The sequence below is a fragment of the Rossellomorea orangium genome, from assembly GCF_019334305.1.
GTDB lineage: Bacteria > Bacillota > Bacilli > Bacillales > Bacillaceae_B > Rossellomorea.
Genome location: NZ_JAHWGH010000007.1, coordinates 1 through 17697, shown reverse-complemented (window position 1 = coordinate 17697; position 17697 = coordinate 1). Strand labels below are relative to the sequence as shown.

The following is a 17697-nucleotide window of genomic DNA, read 5'->3' as shown; positions in this document are numbered from 1 at the left end:
GGCGTCCGGCTGAGCCTCCTCGTCGCTTAAGCTCCTGCGGGGTCTCAGCCAGTCCGCTTTTCCGAAGGAGTCTTCGTCTTGCACTCCAATCAACAGCTGGAACCTGCTAAATACAGGGGTTAAGCTTTAGCACTTAAAAAAATCCGAACGAGATTGACTTTTAATCAAATCACTCGTTCGGATTTTTCTTTAGTTGGAAACCTTTTGTCCCAGTCTCTTTACATGATTAATAAATGGTCATATGACGGTTCTTTCCTTTCAGTATCTGAAAAACTCCATATAAGAATAATCCAACGGCTACGATTCCAAGGAGCCATTGTCCGAAAGGCTGCTGGGCGAGTTTGGATAATGCCCCGTCAAGTCCCTTTGTTTTATCCGGGTCGGCGGTGATGGCCGTCTGGATGAAGAAGTAGCCAATGAGTAAAAAGACGATCCCGCGTGAATACAGCCCCAATTTCCCAGTTTTTCGTCCAAGCTCCCATTCGTTCTCTGTCATTTCATGTCGCTTGAATTTGTCGGTGTATTTCTCTGTATAAGCTTTATGAATTTCATAGAGTGCGAAACCAATAATGACAAGTCCGACAATTCCGACGATCCATTGACCGAAAGGCTGGGCCAATAGCTTGGCTGAAAGGGTCTGTTTGGAACCCGAACCGGATCCCGAGCTTTTGGCATGCATGGCAATGGCAAAGGCGTTGTAGGTTAAGGACCCATAGGCGATGCCGCTGATGAGGCTTGCGAGTCTCCTGAACATGGACTTCCCGTCATTCTTTACATGCTCCGGATCTTTGATCACCTGGATGAGGCGCCAAAGGACGATTCCGATCAATCCGACTCCAAGGACCCATAATAGGACTTCCCCAAAAGGCTTGCTTGCCACGGCCGCAAAGGCCCCGCTCGAATCCGAGGTGCTTCCGCCTATACCGAGTGCAGCCATGACGGATAATGCCCCAATAAGCATATACACGATGCCCCTTGAGATATAACCAACCCGTGCAAATCCTTTAATCCATGGTTTTATATCATTCGATGAAACGGATGAACTGCTTTTATTCCCGTTTGAAGAACTAAGGGATGAAACTCCTGCCATAAACGTTTCTTCCTTTCTAATTCAATTTTCGTAAGACTTATGTATGCTATTCCCCTGATAACGAATTAACAAACCTTTTTAACGAACAGTAAATGTTGGATGTATTGAGACAATTTTGCCTGTTTTTCTTTAAGAATTTTTTACAAATAATCTATTTACAACCCATGTGGAGAGGAGTAATATATCTATCATCAAATGAATATTCTTTATCGCTTAATTCATGAATTGAAGCGGGGGAACCATTAGTACTATAGGGGTGAATCCTTTCTATTGAAAGGTAGGGCTACTTCCATGACCCGAATCCGTCAGCTAACCTCGTAAGCGTAGTGGGAGAGGATGATACTTGTGATCTTTAATGGATAATGACCACAGGCTTAGTTCCTGGTGGTCTTTTTGCGTTGTTTGATATGGGAATTAAGTCATGAACAAGCATTAGATGGTTAAGCTATAAAAAAGGTTTTGGAGGATTTCATCATGAAAAAGCAGTTTGCCGTTATTGGATTAGGGAGATTTGGAGGGAATTTGGTCCAGGAGTTGGCTGATCTGGATGTTGAGGTGTTAGCCATTGATATTCATCATGATGTGGTGCAGAAATATATTGATATTGCAACTCATGCTGTGCAGGCGAATGCCATGGACGAATCCGTTCTCAGGTCACTTGGTTTACGGAATTTCGATCACGTGATTGTATCCTTCGGGGATAATATAGAAGCAAGTATTCTTACGACGCTCCTTCTTAAGGAATTGGGAGTGAAGGAAGTATGGGTGAAGGCGTCAAATTCCTATCATCAGAAGGTGCTTGACCGGATCGGGGCAGATAAGGTCATTCATCCTGAAAGGGACATGGCCAGAAGGATCGCCCATCATATCACATCTGAAAAGATCATCGATTACATCGAGTTATCGAAGGAGCACAGTATTGTAGAAGTATGCGCTTCAAAGAAGGTAGCCAACAGAACGTTGAATGATCTTGATGTACGGGCAAAGTTCGGATGTAACATCATCGCCATCCATCGGGGAGAAGAGGTCATTGTATCTCCTTCTGCCGATGAAGTGGTCGAAATTGAGGATCTCCTGATCGTCATAGGACATAATCGGGATATTAACCGATTTGAAAAAGAAGGTGTATAAGGATGAAGCAAAAGGTCATTCGGTTAAGTCCACCGCAGCTTCTTGTTGTGACCTTTCTATTTTTTATCATATTGGGGATGGGACTGTTAAAACTTCCTTTCGCCACTACTGAACATATCACCTGGCTTGAGGCCCTGTTCACGACTACATCAGCCATGACTGTGACGGGTCTTGCTGTCGTGGATACGGGGAGCGTCTACACGCTCTTCGGGGAAATCGTCGTCATGAGCCTGATCCAGATCGGAGGACTTGGGATCATGTCCTTCGCGGTCTTGATCTTTATGATGCTAGGTAAAAAGATCGGATTCAAAGAACGATTGCTTCTCCAACAAGCCCTGAACCAAACGTCAGTGGGCGGGGTCATCAAGCTTGTGAAGTATTTATTTGTCTTTTCTTTTATCGTTGAAGGGTTTGCCGTCCTTTTATTAGCGACGGAATGGGTGCCGGAGTTTGGGTGGAAGAGGGGATTATATGTCAGTGTCTTTCACTCCATATCCGCTTTTAACAATGCAGGTTTCTCCCTATGGTCCGACAGTCTGATGGGCTATGTGGGAAGTCCGGTCATCAACTTGACGATTTCATTTCTGTTTATATTGGGAGGAATCGGGTTTACGGTTCTGGTGGATATGTGGAAATCCAAAACGATCCGTCAGTTATCCCTTCATACCAAAATCATGGTACTTGGAACCTTCCTGGTGAATGTCATTGCCTTCATCATGATATTCGTACTGGAGTTCAATAATCCGAATACCCTGGCTTCACTCCCGATTTCAGATAAGATATTTGCTTCCTATTTTCAGGCGGTAACACCACGGACTGCGGGGTTCAACTCACTTGATTACGGGAGCATGGAGCGTTCCACTTTGCTCTTTACGATCTTATTAATGTTTATCGGAGCAGGGAGTGCTTCCACTGGAGGGGGTATTAAGCTGACGACCTTTGTTGTCATTTCCCTGAGTATGATTGCCTTTTTAAAAGAGAAAAAAGAGATTCGGATTTTCAGGAGAACGATTGATCAAACGCATATTTTTAAAGCATTGGCTTTATCCATGATCAGCGTGCTCCTGGTCTTCACCGCTCTTTTCTTCCTTGAAATGACGGAAAAGAATGTGTCGTTCCTTTCCCTTGTGTTTGAAGTGGTGTCTGCCTTCGGGACGGTAGGGCTGTCCATGGGGATTACGGGCTCCCTTTCGGTCATAGGAAAATGGATCATCATCATTGTGATGTTCGTCGGTAAACTCGGACCCCTCACATTGGCTTTCTCCCTTTCCCGACCTGATAAAGAGAAGATCCGCTATCCGAAAGAAGATATTCTTACAGGCTGAAAATCGGCTTTCCTGCTTTGCCCATCCAGGGCATGTGGGAAGGCCGATTTTTTTATAAATCAAGCAAAAATCCATCCATGACCTCGCATAAGGCTAAAAACACCGTTGTTAAGCGTTTTCATCATATGTTTTTGTGATTGACTTAAGCATTGCACGGGATTATACTGTTGAAAAATTCTGACTTTTGGTGGTGCTGTTGTTGAAGCGTGTGTATAACTTTTCTGCTGGTCCTGCTGTGTTGCCTGAGCCTGTATTACAGAAGGTACAGGCCGAGTTATTGAATTATCGTGAAAGTGGCATGTCTGTGATGGAATTAAGTCATCGGTCGGCCCCTTTCCAAAATATAATAGAAGAAGCACAAGGCCTACTCCGTGAACTGCTTTCGATCCCTGACGATTATCAGGTGATTTTCATGCAGGGGGGAGCATCCCTGCAGTTCTCCATGATCCCCCTGAATCTTCTCGGTGAAGGACAGGGAGCGGATTACATCGTGACAGGAAGCTGGTCGAAGAAAGCCGTTAAAGAGGCAGAGAAAGTCGGAAAGGTCCAAACACTTTCCCTCAAAGAACCCTTTGAGATCCCGTCCTACACATCAGAAGATTTTTCATCACAATCGAGCTATGTACATATCACATCCAATAATACGATCGAAGGGACCCGGTTTCATGAATACCCTGATACAGGGGGTATTCCCCTTATCGCCGATATGTCTTCCCATATTCTCTCTGAGAAGGTCGATGTTTCTTCATTCGGACTCATTTATGCCGGCGCACAAAAAAATCTCGGACCTTCCGGTGTGACGGTTGCCATCATCCACGAGAGCCTGATCGGGAAGGCGCATGTTCAATGTCCGACCATGTTGAATTACGAAACATATGTGAAGCATGATTCCCTCTTCAATACACCGCCGACCTTTTCCATTTATGTCCTGAAGCTTGTACTGGAATGGGTGAAAGAGAATGGTGGGGTGGAAGGGATGCAGGAGCATAATGAGAAGAAAGCGGCCCTTCTATATTCCTGTATCGATGAATCATCGTTATTCCATAACCCCGTACCGGTGAAAAATCGTTCACTTATGAACATTCCGTTTTCTACGGGAGATGATGAGTTGAATGCCCAATTTTTAAAGGAAGCCAAAGCGGAAGGGTTTGAGTTCCTGAAGGGCCATCGTTCCGTTGGGGGAATGAGGGCAAGTCTTTACAATGCTATGCCACGTGAAGGTGTAGAAGCACTTGTCGATTTCATGAAAAAATTTGAAGTGAAGCAAGGAGGACAATGAACATGATCTCAATCAATACGTACAATGCCATCAGTCAAAGCGGATTATCCCTGATCGAGGATGATCTCAACTATCATTTGAACGGAAATGGGGATCCGGATGGAATCCTAGTCCGGTCAAAGAACCTCCATGATTATGATTTTCCGGCTTCCGTCAAAGCCATCGCCCGTGCAGGGGCGGGAGTCAATAATATCCCCATCGATCTCTGTACGGAAAAGGGGATCGTCGTTTTCAATACACCCGGTGCCAATGCGAACGCCGTCAAGGAGCTTGTCCTCGCCAATTTGATTGCTTCATCTCGTAATCTGTATACGGCCGTTGGCTGGACAAACTCATTAAAGGAATCGGAAGAAGATGTACCCGGAGTCGTGGAAGCAAAGAAAAAAGAGTTCGTGGGAAGTGAAATCAAAGGGAAGAAGCTCGGAGTCGTAGGCCTCGGAGCGATTGGTGTCCTGGTGGCCAACGATGCCCTTGCACTCGGCATGGATGTAGTGGCGTACGATCCGTTTATCTCCGTCGATGCTGCATGGCGTTTATCGCAGGATGTGAAACGGGCCCATCAAATTGAAGAAGTGTGGGCAGAGTGTGATTTCGTCACCCTACACATCCCTTTGACGGATAAAACAGCAAGCTTCGTGAGCCCGGAAGCTTTCTCGAAAATGAAAAAAGGGATGACGATCTTGAACTTTTCACGAGGTGAGCTTGTGGAAGAGGATGCCATGGCCGGAGCATTGGATTCAGGGGTTGTCCGGAAATATGTGACGGACTTTCCGAATAAAAGGGTACTCGCCATGAAAAATGTCGTTCCTGTTCCTCATCTCGGTGCTTCTACCGTTGAGTCGGAAGAGAACTGTGCCATCATGGCCACCAAGCAGTTGAAAACGTATCTTGAAACCGGGAATATCAAGCACGCCGTCAATCTGCCGGATGTAGAGCTGCCGTACAGCGGGAAAATGAGAGTGACAGTCATGCATCAGAACATCCCGAACATGGTGGGACAAATTGCCACGGTCCTGTCCGGATACGCCGTCAACATCGCCGATATGATCAACCGCAGTAAGCATACGTGGGCCTACACCATGATCGATCTTGATCAAAAGCTAAATGAAGAGGAACAGTTGGATGTCAAACAAAAATTGAAAAACATTTCAGGCGTCGTTTCCGTGCGCCTTATCTGATCCATATAACACTCCCTCATTCAATGAGGGAGTTCTTTTTATCAGCACATCCTATCCTGAAAAAATGTGGACGGGCAATCAGCACGTATCATTACAGTGTAAAATACCATATTAGTAAGAGAAGTAGAAATGGTTGCGCTAGTGGAAGAACCCGCCAGCCCCGCGGAAAGCGAGCACCTGGAGCGGAAATCAACCGCTACTCGCCCCATTAAATGCAACCCGATATATGAAAAAAGCCAAAGGAAAAGCCACGGATTTTTGCATCGGCGGACTCTCCTTGATACTATTTTCATAAAGTAAAGATAATCAGTGAGAGGAGAATACCATGGGAATTCATCATTATTTTAAAAGCTTATCAGATCTCGAGACCCTCATCCGCTGTCCGGGTCGATTCAAATACCATGAGCATAATGTAGCCAGTCATTCCTTCAAAGTGACGAAAATCGCCCAGTTTCTCGGGACGGTGGAGGAACAGAACGGAAAGGAAATCGATTGGAAGTCCCTTTACGAAAAAGCGCTGAACCATGATTATGCAGAATTGTTCACGGGCGATATCAAAACCCCTGTGAAATATGCCTCAGGCAAGCTGCGGGAGCTCTTCAGCCAGGTGGAGGACCAGATGGTGAATAAATTCATCACGACGGAATTTCCACCTCAGTTCCAGGAAGTGTACCGGGAACGTTTCAAAGAAGGGAAGGACGAGACCCTTGAAGGGAGAATTCTCTCAGTTGCGGATAAAATCGATTTGTTGTACGAATCCTTCGGTGAAATCCAAAAGGGAAATCCAGAACCGTTATTTATTGAAATCTATCAGGAAGCGCTGTCTACCATTGTGAAATATAAGGACCTGGAATGCGTACAATACTTTCTCGAATACGTCCTTCCGGATATGCTCTCAGAGAAATTCATCCCTCATAGTGAGCTGAAGGAACGGACCCGGAAACTGATCCGGGAAGGTGACGAGTAAGAACCCCTTTCCAGAATGGGGAAACTTCGGTAGAATATGTGGTATTCCCTTATCTTTCAAGGAGAGTTGAACGTGTCCAAAATTATTTTAGGCTTATTTTTACCAGGATTGCTTGTCGTACTGTTCACAAGGGTGACGTATAATCATTATGTCGGCCTGGTCCTGACCGTTGCCCTCATCGCGGCTTCGGTGTCAAAGGGCTATACGGATTCTTGGTTGCTCATAGTCATAGACGCGGCTTCGCTGACCGCCGGATTCTGGTATAGTGACCGGATGATGAAAAAAGCGAAGAGAAGTGCATGAGTATAAAGCTCATAAAAAACCAGGTCCCTATAAGGGGGACCTGGTTTTTTAGTGATTATTTTTTCTATTTTGGGGCAGCGACTACATCAACATCATTCGCTCTTACAAAGGCAAGGCGGTGATTAAGGTGGATGAGGTAAAACTCATCGTCCCCCCAAACAATCTTGTGAGTCGTCGCTGGGTTATACGTGTAGACCGGTGCGCTGTAGAAGCTTCCCTTCACTTTATCAGAGGCGACATATTTCTGTCCCGGGGTAAGGGTATATTGAAGCTCAGTCATGCCTCTTACCGGAATCCCTTCAGGGAAGGCTTCTGCTTCCGGATAAGCTAATCCGTAAACCGGGATACCTGTTTTTCCTTCTTTTGGTGTGATGACAATGCCTGAGCCTTTGGTAGTATTGGTCCCTTTCGGATTATAGAACCACGCTTTTTGAGCTCCATACCAAATCGCGGTCCAGTCCCCTTCTTCTTCAGCCTTATAAAAAGTTTGACCTGTTACGGCTTTATTTCCCCAATTAGACGCATCCAGTGGACGAGCATTTGGAAGTGCCGCATCTTTGATAAGTGGGGCATCAAAGCTCGGAGCTGAATACAAATACACAAAGTTTGCCGATTGTTTCGGCACAAGTTCACCGGTCGGTGTCTGAAGATCCGGCATATTCGTGCTGAAATTAGGGCTGATTTGCACAACGTCTTTTTGCTTTTTCCCTGATTCGAGCGGTGCTCCTAAGATCTGCATATAATGTGCCCAATCCCAGAATGGACCTGGATCCCAGTGCATGGCCGGCTGTCTGGCGGCGGATGTTCCCGGCACTTCGTCATGTGCGATGATGTGATCTCGGTCCAGCGGAATATTGTACTCCTTGGATAGGTGCTTTACCAATCGCGCAGATGCATGATAAAGCTGTTCGTTATACCAGGCTGCCCCTTCAATCGCGATTCCTTCATGTTCGATTCCGATGCTCTTGGAGTTGAAGTACCAGTTACCTGCATGCCACGCTACATCTTTGTTATCGACCATCTGGGTAATATCACCGTCCGAAGATCGGATTACATAGTGGGCGGAAGCCTGGGTCGTTTCCCGTTGAAATACCGTTTTCGTTAGATCATAGCTGATTTCCGTGTCGTGGAGGACGATGTACTTGATTTCCTGATCATCATATGGACGATTGGCTTTGTCGTAGTTGCCGTATGACCATTCATATACAGTGCCATCATGATCGATCTGTTTGTAGGCTGCCGGGACGTAATGGCAGGCAAGGCCATTCGGACAGTCTGCCTTGTTCTCGTCGTTGTCGGATTTCAAATGTAGGCTGTTGATGGTTTCTTTATTAGGTTGGGTTTGTTTAGCTGCCAGCTTGACGGAATATCCATCTTCAGTCTGCTTCACTGCACCATTGTTGATCGTATCATACACCCGATCGGCAAAATCCCTTGCTCCTGTATTGTCAGATGAACCACTGTATTTGGCAACAGCCCCATACCAATCATTGAGGTCAGTCGAAGCTTGTCCCACCGTTTGTTTCGCATACTTGGCGAGTAGTGCAGCAGCGCCGCGGATGTTCTGCTTTTCATCATGCTTCAACGTTTCTGTTGAAAGGGAAAGCAAGTCAGCTGCCGTATTTAATGTGTGGAGAGTGGGGTCGGTAATGGACAAGTCGGAGACCCTTTCAGTTGTCACCGCTTGCTGTCCGGCTGCTTCTTCCTTCCCTGATAGATACATATGAAGGGGTTCATCTCCGTGCGGCTCTTCCATAGAATCAAGGTCGACATCAGTCAGATGCATCAGTCCGTAGCCGCCGGAAGCACTCGGTTTCCCGTCATGGTGTTCCCATAAGGACATGTTATAACCGACTGATAGCAGGATTTCGACGGGTACGTTAAACTCCTTGGCGGCTTCTTGAAATGCTTCCTGCAATTCTAGTGAATCGACCATTGCTGCCTGTGCGATTCCTTTATAAGAACTGGAAGGAGATACGGGGGATATGGCAGATCCCAATAGGAATCCTGTCATACTTAGACTGCCGGCAACTTTTAACCATTTCGCTTTTTTCATACATTCCTCCTGTTGTGAAGTATTTTAATAGAACACATAAAAAAGCTTAATGAAAAATAGACTGAATAGTCAATCAATTATTGGATATATGCCTAGATGAATAATTTCGGGGAAGATAATTGAATTGTGGATAAAGAGTGAATTATGTGAATAAGATACTGGTTCTATTGGTTATTCACAGTTTGAAACCGTGTACAAAAGGTTTGTTCACAAGAAAATTGACGAAATGTGCATAAGTTTAAGGATTTTCCACAAGTGTTATCGAGTTATACACATGGTTATGCACAAGGTGTGTATAGAATTGGTCGCATTCTGTCGAAAAAAGACGGTCGTCCCGCAGTTCCTTGTCGAAAATTCTATTCTATCACCAAATAAATAAGAACGTTGAAGTTATCCACAATGCTGAGAAAGAAAAAAGGGAAGGTCCGTCCCTTGAATGAATTAAACGAACTTTTGTTCGCTTATTGTTGGTTAATCCTGAAGGAAATGTGGTAGAATGTGTATAGAAGAATGTACAGTGTTTAAGATGGGTATATGTAGGTAAATACAAGGTAGCAGTCCTTTATTATAGGAGGTTTCACGGTGAAAGATCAATTTGAGCTCAAGTCTAAATATAAACCAGAGGGAGATCAGCCCCTGGCTATAGAGAAACTGGTACAGGGTATAAATGAAGGGAAGCGTCATCAAACTCTACTTGGAGCAACAGGGACGGGAAAGACATTCACCGTCTCCAATGTGATCAAGCAGGTTGAGAAGCCGACCCTTATCATTGCCCATAATAAAACCCTGGCAGGACAGCTCTACAGCGAGTTTAAGGAATTCTTCCCTGATAACGCAGTTGAGTATTTTGTCAGTTACTATGATTACTATCAGCCCGAAGCGTATGTTCCACAGACCGACACCTTCATCGAAAAGGATGCAAGCATCAATGATGAAATCGATAAATTAAGGCACTCCGCCACCTCGGCTTTGTTCGAGAGGAAGGATGTCATCATCATTGCCAGCGTATCCTGTATTTATGGTTTGGGTAATCCGGAAGAGTACCGCGAGCTCGTCCTTTCCCTCCGAACGGGAATGGAGATCGAACGGAATCAACTGCTCCGTAAGCTTGTGGATATCCAATATGAGCGAAATGATATCGACTTCCAACGCGGAACCTTCCGAGTACGTGGAGATGTTGTGGAAATTTTCCCTGCTTCCCGTGATGAGCACTGTATGCGTGTAGAATTTTTCGGTGATGAAATCGATCGGATCCGTGAAGTGGACGCCCTGACAGGGGAAATCATGGGAGATCGAGACCATATCGCCATCTTCCCGGCCTCCCACTTCGTTACCCGTGAGGAAAAAATGCAGGTAGCGATCAAAAATATTGAGAAAGAACTGGAAGAACAGCTGGCGATCATGAAGGAAGAAAATAAATTGCTAGAGGCACAGCGCCTGGAGCAGCGGACACGTTATGACCTGGAAATGATGAGGGAAATGGGCTTCTGTTCAGGAATCGAGAACTATTCCCGACACCTGACATTGCGGCCGTCCGGATCGACTCCGTACACGCTTCTGGATTACTTTCCTGATGACTTCCTGATCGTAATCGACGAGTCCCATGTAACGTTGCCTCAGATCAGGGGAATGTTCAACGGGGACCAGGCACGTAAAAAAGTGCTCGTGGATCATGGATTCCGTCTGCCTTCAGCCATGGACAATCGTCCTCTCCGCTTTGAAGAATTCGAGAAGAAGACCCAGCAGCTCCTTTATGTTTCGGCAACTCCCGGACCATATGAGCTGGAACATAGTCCTGAAATGGTCGAGCAGATCATCCGGCCGACGGGACTTCTGGATCCGATCATCGAGGTACGTCCGATCGAAGGGCAGATTGATGATCTGTTAGGTGAAATCAATGAACGGATCGAGAAGAATGAAAGGGTACTCGTCACTACGTTAACGAAGAAGATGTCAGAAGATCTCAGTGCTTACTTGAAGGAAATCGGGATCAAGGTCCAATATCTCCACTCAGAGATCAAAACGTTGGAGCGTATTGAAATTATCCGGGACCTCCGATTGGGGAAATATGATGTGCTGGTCGGAATCAACCTGCTCCGGGAAGGGCTGGATATTCCGGAAGTTTCACTTGTCACCATCCTTGATGCTGACAAGGAAGGCTTCCTGCGTTCAGAACGGTCCCTGATCCAGACGATAGGCCGGGCTGCCCGTAACAGCAACGGGAGAGTCATCATGTATGCAGATAAAATCACGGATTCCATGCAGAAAGCACTCGATGAAACCGAGCGTCGCCGTACGATACAGCAGGAATACAATGCAAAACACGGCGTGACCCCGACGACGATACAAAAAGAGATCCGTGATGTCATCAGGGCGACTCATGCCGCTGAAGAAGCAGGGGTTTATGAAGGAGAACAGACAAAGGTTTCGAAAATGTCTAAACCGGAGCGACAAAAACTTATTGCTAGCCTGGAAGTGGAAATGAAGGAAGCGGCCAAGGCACTCGATTTCGAACGTGCCGCACAGCTTCGCGATACCATTCTTGAGCTCAAGGCGGAAGGATGAACGAATCATGGCGCAGGACCAAATAATCGTACAAGGAGCTAGAGCTCATAATTTAAAAAATATAGATATTAAAATCCCACGGGATAAACTGGTTGTTTTAACAGGGCTGTCAGGGTCGGGGAAATCTTCCCTTGCCTTCGATACCATTTATGCAGAGGGCCAGAGACGTTATGTCGAATCCTTATCCGCTTATGCCCGTCAGTTTCTGGGGCAGATGGATAAGCCGGACGTCGACGCCATCGAAGGGTTATCGCCTGCAATTTCCATCGATCAAAAAACGACGAGCCGCAATCCCCGTTCAACAGTGGGGACGGTAACAGAAATTTATGATTACCTGAGATTGCTGTTTGCCCGTGTCGGAAAACCGATCTGTCCGAATCATGGGATTGAGATCACTTCCCAAACAATCGAACAGATGGTTGACCGGATTCTGGAATATCCCGAGAGGACCAAACTGCAAGTCCTGGCACCGGTCGTGTCGGGCCGTAAAGGAACTCATGTGAAGACTCTTGAAGACATCAAGAAACAGGGATTCGTGAGGGTACGCATCAATGGAGAGGTACAGGATCTCGGTGAGGAGATTTCGTTAGAGAAAAACAAGAAGCATTCCATTGAAGTGATCATCGACCGGATCGTTGTAAAGGAGGGAGTCGCGGCACGACTTTCGGATTCACTTGAAACGGCATTGCGGCTCGCAGATGGACAGGTGATCATCGATGTCATAGGGGAAGAAGAGCTTCTATTCAGCGAGCATCACGCATGTCCTTACTGTGGATTCTCCATCAGTGAACTCGAACCGCGGATGTTTTCCTTCAACAGTCCTTATGGTGCATGTGTAAGTTGTGATGGGCTGGGAACAAAGCTTGAGGTGGATAAGGAGCTTGTGATCCCCAATTGGGACCGTACCCTTGCTGAGCATGCCATTGCTCCATGGGAACCGACTAGTTCTCAATACTATCCCTCTCTTCTGAAGGCCGTATGTGACCATTATGAAATTCCAATGGATATTCCCGTTAAGGATCTGCCGAAGCACCAGATGGATAAGATTCTTTATGGATCCGGGAAAGATGAGATTTACTTCCGTTACGAGAACGATTTCGGACAAGTGAGGGAAAACTATCTCCGTTTCGAAGGCGTCATCCCGAATGTGGAGAGACGCTATCGTGAAACGAGCTCGGATTATATCCGTGAGCAGATGGAAAAGTATATGGCGCAGCAGGACTGTCCTACATGTCACGGCCACCGTTTAAAAGAAGAGAGCCTGTCGGTGAAGGTGGATTCCCTTCACATAGGGGAAGTGACGGCTTTTTCAATCGAGGAAGCGGAGCAGTTCTTCCATCGACTCCAACTTTCCGAGAAAGATATGAAGATCGCCAACCTTATTATGAGGGAAATCAAAGAACGTCTTGGCTTCCTGGTGAATGTTGGACTGGAATACCTCACATTGAGCAGGGCGGCCGGTACGTTATCCGGCGGGGAGGCACAGCGGATCCGCCTTGCCACTCAAATCGGTTCGCGGCTGACGGGGGTCCTTTACATCCTCGATGAACCATCCATTGGTTTGCATCAAAGGGATAATGACCGTCTGATTGATACATTAAAGAATATGCGTGAAATCGGGAATACGCTGATCGTCGTGGAGCATGATGAAGATACGATGATGGCAGCGGATTATCTGATCGATATTGGACCGGGTGCGGGGGTACATGGTGGTGAGGTCGTTTCAGCGGGGACACCCCAGGAAGTAATGGACGATCCGAACTCATTGACCGGTCAGTATCTGTCAGGTAAGAAATTCATCCCCCTTCCACAGGAAAGGCGCAAACCCGATGGCCGTTACCTGGAGATTGTGGGGGCAAAGGAAAACAACCTGAACAACGTCAAGGTGAAGCTGCCACTGGGGATCTTCACAGCCGTAACCGGCGTATCGGGATCCGGAAAAAGTACCCTGATCAACGAAATCCTGCATAAATCCCTGGCTCAAAAGCTTCATAATGCGAAGTCTAAACCAGGTGAGCATAAAGAAGTGAAAGGTATCGACCATCTGGACAAAGTCATCGATATCGATCAGTCGCCTATCGGACGTACCCCTAGGTCCAATCCAGCAACGTATACCGGGGTATTCGATGATATCAGGGATGTATTTGCGACTACGAATGAAGCAAAAGTCCGCGGCTATAAAAAGGGCCGTTTCAGCTTTAACGTAAAAGGCGGCCGCTGTGAAGCGTGTCGCGGGGACGGAATCATCAAGATTGAAATGCATTTCCTGCCGGATGTGTACGTTCCATGTGAAGTATGTCATGGAAAACGATACAACCGTGAAACCCTTGAAGTGAAATACAAAGATAAGAATATTTCAGACGTCCTTGAGATGACGGTAGAAGATGCAGTGAAGTTCTTCGAAAACATCCCTAAGATCAAACGTAAGCTGCAGACCATTTTTGATGTCGGCCTTGGATACATCACTTTAGGTCAGCCGGCCACCACATTATCAGGTGGGGAAGCCCAGCGTGTGAAGCTAGCATCCGAATTGCACCGACGTTCAACGGGTCGTTCCCTCTATATCCTGGATGAGCCGACCACTGGACTACATGTCGATGATATCGCACGTCTCCTCGTCGTCCTTCAACGACTGGTCGAAAACGGAGACACCGTCCTTGTCATCGAGCACAACCTCGATGTCATCAAGGCAGCCGATTACCTTGTGGACCTTGGTCCCGAAGGTGGAGACAAAGGCGGAACGATCGTCGCAAGCGGAACCCCTGAAAAAGTAGCCGAAGTACAAGGCTCCTACACAGGCAAATACCTCAAACCCGTACTCGAACGCGATCGTGAACGGATGAAAAAGAAAGTTCGGGAGAAAGAAGAAGTAACAAATTGATAATGAGGGGAGATGTTTAATGCATCTCTCTTTTTTTATTATTAATATGAACAGGGCATTGGTTTTTACTTCACCTTTAATTCGGAGGGCTGGAGGCTTTTTGTGTAAAAGTTATGTAATTGATTGTGAATGATCGAGTATCATGTTGGATAATAAATGCTTGAAAAGTTGATTGGAGCGGAAATCAACAAGCTACTTGCCCATATAAAATGTTCATCAAAAACCAAAACCACACCTCCATACCTACCCAAATTCAGCCTCCAGATGGAGTGAAGCACACATCCCATATGTGAAAATAAGATTAGTAACAAATGCATTGAAACTTTTTGCCCAGCGTATCGTAAATAATAGTAGAGGAGATGATGAAGATGGACACCAATAAGGTATTATCAGCCCTATGCTATTTTAGTATATTTTTTGCCGGCTTCCTTTTTCCTTTGATCGTATATTTTCTAACGGATAATCCATACGTGAAAAAGGATGCAAAAGCAGCATTTCTATCTCATTTATTACCGGTCATTGCGGTCCCTCTTGTGATTGCGGGTCTGTTTATGGATATGGGGGTTTTCGCCACTGGTGCGGGACTGCCTGTCTTTACCTTCGTCATGATCGGTTTAGCTATATTACTCAGTGTTGTTGTAGTCATTTGGAATGTGTATAAGGGCATCAAAGTACTTTTATAATCGATAAAGGGGATGAAAGAGTATGAATGAAGAACGCAAACGCATTTTGGATATGTTGGAGAATGGAACGATTTCGGCACAGGAAGCACTGGCATTGTTGGAAGCGCTCGAGAAGCAGCCAAAAACATCGAAGACTAAAGAAAAAGATTTTCTTGATGATTTTGTATCCATCTTTCAAGACGAGAAAAAGGATGGGAAGGATCAACATTCGGGAAATCCGAAAGATAAGCTTCTTGACTTCATGAATTCGGCGCTGAATAAGATCAAGAATTTCGACTTTGATTTCCAATGGAATCAATCAGTAGAGTTGTCCCATGTTTACCAGCAGCCCAATACGGATTTTGTGAAAATTGACGTGGATGTGGCGAATGGGAAGGTGGAACTGATTCCATGGGATGGAGAGGAAGTCCGTGTAGAATGTGAAGCCAAGGTGTATCGCACGGAAGATCACGAAGAAGCGAGAAAGCAGTTTATGGAGAATACATCCTTTGCCGTGGATGAAGATACGCTCTATTATTCGACCCAATTAAAGTGGATGAAAGTGGATTCCAAGCTCTACATTCCGAAGCATCAATATAAAAGGATTTCGGTCCGCTTATTCAATGGTGGATTAAAAGCCAGTAATCTGGAAGTTGAGGATCTTCGTACGAAGGCGGCAAATGGGAAGATCGAAATTGACCGCCTGTCTTCGAAAAAAGTAGAAGTTGAAACGTCCAACGGGGCGATTACCATCAAGAACGCAAAAGCAGATCATGTAGAGGCGGAGTCCATTAATGGGAAGGTCCATGTTGAAGGGGATATTTTGTACTCTGATGTTCAGTCTCTGAATGGAAACATCGTCTGTGCCCTTACGGGGGAGAAATCCGATACGGTGCATGCCAAAACGGTAACGGGCAATATTGATCTGTTCGTACCTGAAAACATCAATATTTCAGGAGAAGCTAAATCGAATTTCGGTAGTTTCAAGGTAGAGCTGCAGGGTATTGATGTATTAGAGGAAAAAAACGAAGTGGTGCAGAAATCGATCCGTTTCAGTCGAAAAACCGACTCGGCGGATAAGCTTCATCTTTTTGCGGAAACAAAAGCAGGATCTGTCCTCATAAAAAAGCATGAACAGAAGAATGTTAATAAGGACAACGCATAAGATGAGAAAGAAGGTATAACGATGAAAAAACGATTAGCACGATCAAGGTCCGACCGTAAGCTGGCTGGAGTGATTGGGGGATTATCCCGTTATGTGGGGATCGATTCCACGATCCTGAGGGTGATTTTTATCATCCTGCTCATTCCAACGGGATTTTTCCCGCTGGGTGTCATTTATGGGTTATTGGCCTTCGTGCTGCCACATGAGGAGGAAGCCATCAGATAATGAGATGGATTATTGGAATTTTAATCAATGCAGTGATTTTTATTGCATTAGCCGGATTTTTTGAAGGATTCGAAGTATCGGGGATCGGAGCAGCCATCGGAGCGAGTTTTATCCTTTCGATCCTGAATGTTCTCGTGAAACCGATACTGATCATCCTTACGTTGCCGGTCACGATTTTATCACTGGGCCTGTTTTTATTCGTCATCAATGCCATCACGTTATTACTGACGGATGGTCTGATGGGAAGCAGTTTCGAACTATCAGGCTTCGGGATGGCATTTCTGGCATCGATCATTTTGTCACTGGCCAATCTGGTGATTCAAAAAGCGGTCCTCGAGCCAATGAAAGAGAAGTAAATAGAAAAGGACTCCGGTTTTCACGTGCCGGAGTTTTTTTGTTCGAAAAGTTTACTATTTTACAAGGGGTGTTTTCGTAAACATTGTTGCTTTTGGATGTAGCGAGTGGCGGTTGATTTCCGCTACAGGTGCTCGCTTTCCGCGGGGCTGGCGGTGAGCCTCCTCGGCTACGCCTGAGGGGTCTCACCTGTCCAGCGTTTCCCGCAGGAGTCGAGCACCTTCCGCTCCAATCAACTGACGAAAAGTTTGCCTATCAGAAAGGAAATGTGGAGAATGTGTATTCCACTGCTTTATCATTCGTTGCAGTGACTGATTTTAATTAATAGTCCTTTACTCTTTTTAAACTGATGGTCACAAATCATTATGCTCTGTCAACCACTTACTACTCTAGAGGGTGAAGGGAACTGCGTAGACTCCTACGGAAAACGGGCGTGCCGAGACCCCGGAAGCGATTTTTGCTGAGGAGGCTCGGCCGAACGTCCGTGGAAAGCGGGACTGTTCCCTTCACCCTCCT

At 46.0% G+C, this 17697-nt stretch carries 14 protein-coding genes and 1 riboswitch; of the genes, 12 read left to right on the top strand and 2 right to left on the bottom strand.

The features are described 5' to 3' along the window. Positions 1–226 precede the first annotated feature (226 nt). Positions 227–1090 (bottom strand): DUF1206 domain-containing protein, encoded by an 864-nt coding sequence (locus KYJ26_RS03105; RefSeq protein WP_219165866.1) that lies wholly within the window; start codon positions 1088–1090, stop codon positions 227–229. A 200-nt stretch (positions 1091–1290) separates the two neighbouring features. Beyond that, a riboswitch (cyclic di-AMP (ydaO/yuaA leader) is annotated at positions 1291–1430 on the top strand. Between the two features lie 134 nt (positions 1431–1564). On the opposite strand from KYJ26_RS03105, the gene KYJ26_RS03100 reads away from it, so the two are divergent. From KYJ26_RS03100 to KYJ26_RS03075, 6 genes are all read left to right on the top strand, one after another. Beyond that, positions 1565–2221 carry a potassium channel family protein gene (locus tag KYJ26_RS03100; protein ID WP_219165865.1) on the top strand — a complete coding sequence of 219 codons (657 nt, stop codon included), beginning with the start codon at positions 1565–1567 and terminating at the stop codon, positions 2219–2221. Between the two features lie 2 nt (positions 2222–2223). Next, positions 2224–3546 carry a TrkH family potassium uptake protein gene (locus tag KYJ26_RS03095; protein WP_219165864.1) on the top strand — a complete coding sequence of 441 codons (1323 nt, stop codon included), beginning with the start codon at positions 2224–2226 and terminating at the stop codon, positions 3544–3546. Positions 3547–3745: 199 nt separating this feature from the next. Then, a complete protein-coding gene (gene serC, locus KYJ26_RS03090; protein WP_219165863.1) occupies positions 3746–4825 on the top strand; it encodes a 3-phosphoserine/phosphohydroxythreonine transaminase in 1080 nt (359 codons plus the stop codon). Positions 4826–4827: 2 nt separating this feature from the next. Further along, a complete protein-coding gene (locus KYJ26_RS03085) occupies positions 4828–6003 on the top strand; it encodes a phosphoglycerate dehydrogenase (RefSeq protein WP_219165862.1) in 1176 nt (391 codons plus the stop codon). 325 nt (positions 6004–6328) lie between these two features. Then, positions 6329–6970 carry an HD domain-containing protein gene (locus tag KYJ26_RS03080; RefSeq protein ID WP_219165861.1) on the top strand — a complete coding sequence of 214 codons (642 nt, stop codon included), beginning with the start codon at positions 6329–6331 and terminating at the stop codon, positions 6968–6970. 36 nt (positions 6971–7006) lie between these two features. Further along, entirely contained in the window at positions 7007–7273 is a 267-nt protein-coding gene (locus KYJ26_RS03075; protein WP_219165860.1) for a CsbA family protein, read from the top strand. 64 nt (positions 7274–7337) lie between these two features. Here the strand turns inward: KYJ26_RS03075 and KYJ26_RS03070 are convergent, their stop codons facing one another. Then, positions 7338–9329, bottom strand: a complete 1992-nt coding sequence (locus tag KYJ26_RS03070; protein ID WP_257474864.1) for an N-acetylmuramoyl-L-alanine amidase — start codon at positions 9327–9329, stop codon at positions 7338–7340. 582 nt (positions 9330–9911) lie between these two features. Between KYJ26_RS03070 and uvrB the strand changes: the two genes are divergently transcribed. The 6 genes from uvrB to KYJ26_RS03040 all read left to right on the top strand — a co-directional run bounded on the left by uvrB (position 9912) and on the right by KYJ26_RS03040 (position 17183). Beyond that, on the top strand, positions 9912–11894 hold the full coding sequence (uvrB, locus tag KYJ26_RS03065; protein WP_219165859.1) for an excinuclease ABC subunit UvrB: 1983 nt from the start codon (positions 9912–9914) through the stop codon (positions 11892–11894). A gap of 7 nt (positions 11895–11901) precedes the next feature. Beyond that, positions 11902–14775 (top strand): excinuclease ABC subunit UvrA, encoded by a 2874-nt coding sequence (uvrA, locus tag KYJ26_RS03060; protein ID WP_219165858.1) that lies wholly within the window; start codon positions 11902–11904, stop codon positions 14773–14775. Between the two features lie 368 nt (positions 14776–15143). Next, positions 15144–15458, top strand: coding sequence for a magnetosome magnetite crystal formation protein family (locus KYJ26_RS03055; protein WP_219165857.1), 315 nt, complete (start codon positions 15144–15146; stop codon positions 15456–15458). A 22-nt stretch (positions 15459–15480) separates the two neighbouring features. Beyond that, a complete protein-coding gene (locus KYJ26_RS03050; protein WP_219165856.1) occupies positions 15481–16602 on the top strand; it encodes a DUF4097 family beta strand repeat-containing protein in 1122 nt (373 codons plus the stop codon). Between the two features lie 21 nt (positions 16603–16623). Next, positions 16624–16827: a PspC domain-containing protein gene (locus tag KYJ26_RS03045; protein WP_219165855.1), complete on the top strand. Its 204-nt coding sequence runs from the start codon at positions 16624–16626 to the stop codon at positions 16825–16827. Continuing rightward, the gene (locus KYJ26_RS03040) at positions 16827–17183 is read left to right on the top strand and encodes a phage holin family protein (RefSeq protein WP_098351986.1); all 357 of its coding nucleotides are present in this window, start codon (positions 16827–16829) and stop codon (positions 17181–17183) included. The genes KYJ26_RS03045 and KYJ26_RS03040 overlap by 1 nt, the downstream gene beginning before the upstream one ends. Positions 17184–17697: the final 514 nt, after the last annotated feature.

Coding starts and splice junctions, on each gene's coding strand:
- KYJ26_RS03105 (WP_219165866.1), bottom strand. CDS start 1,090: ATGGCAGGAGTTTCATCCCTTAGTTCTTCAAACGGGAATAAAAGCAGT.
- KYJ26_RS03100 (WP_219165865.1), top strand. CDS start 1,565: ATGAAAAAGCAGTTTGCCGTTATTGGATTAGGGAGATTTGGAGGGAAT.
- KYJ26_RS03095 (WP_219165864.1), top strand. CDS start 2,224: ATGAAGCAAAAGGTCATTCGGTTAAGTCCACCGCAGCTTCTTGTTGTG.
- KYJ26_RS03085 (WP_219165862.1), top strand. CDS start 4,828: ATGATCTCAATCAATACGTACAATGCCATCAGTCAAAGCGGATTATCC.
- KYJ26_RS03080 (WP_219165861.1), top strand. CDS start 6,329: ATGGGAATTCATCATTATTTTAAAAGCTTATCAGATCTCGAGACCCTC.
- KYJ26_RS03075 (WP_219165860.1), top strand. CDS start 7,007: ATGTGGTATTCCCTTATCTTTCAAGGAGAGTTGAACGTGTCCAAAATT.
- KYJ26_RS03070 (WP_257474864.1), bottom strand. CDS start 9,329: ATGAAAAAAGCGAAATGGTTAAAAGTTGCCGGCAGTCTAAGTATGACA.
- uvrA (WP_219165858.1), top strand. CDS start 11,902: ATGGCGCAGGACCAAATAATCGTACAAGGAGCTAGAGCTCATAATTTA.
- KYJ26_RS03055 (WP_219165857.1), top strand. CDS start 15,144: ATGGACACCAATAAGGTATTATCAGCCCTATGCTATTTTAGTATATTT.
- KYJ26_RS03050 (WP_219165856.1), top strand. CDS start 15,481: ATGAATGAAGAACGCAAACGCATTTTGGATATGTTGGAGAATGGAACG.
- KYJ26_RS03045 (WP_219165855.1), top strand. CDS start 16,624: ATGAAAAAACGATTAGCACGATCAAGGTCCGACCGTAAGCTGGCTGGA.
- KYJ26_RS03040 (WP_098351986.1), top strand. CDS start 16,827: ATGAGATGGATTATTGGAATTTTAATCAATGCAGTGATTTTTATTGCA.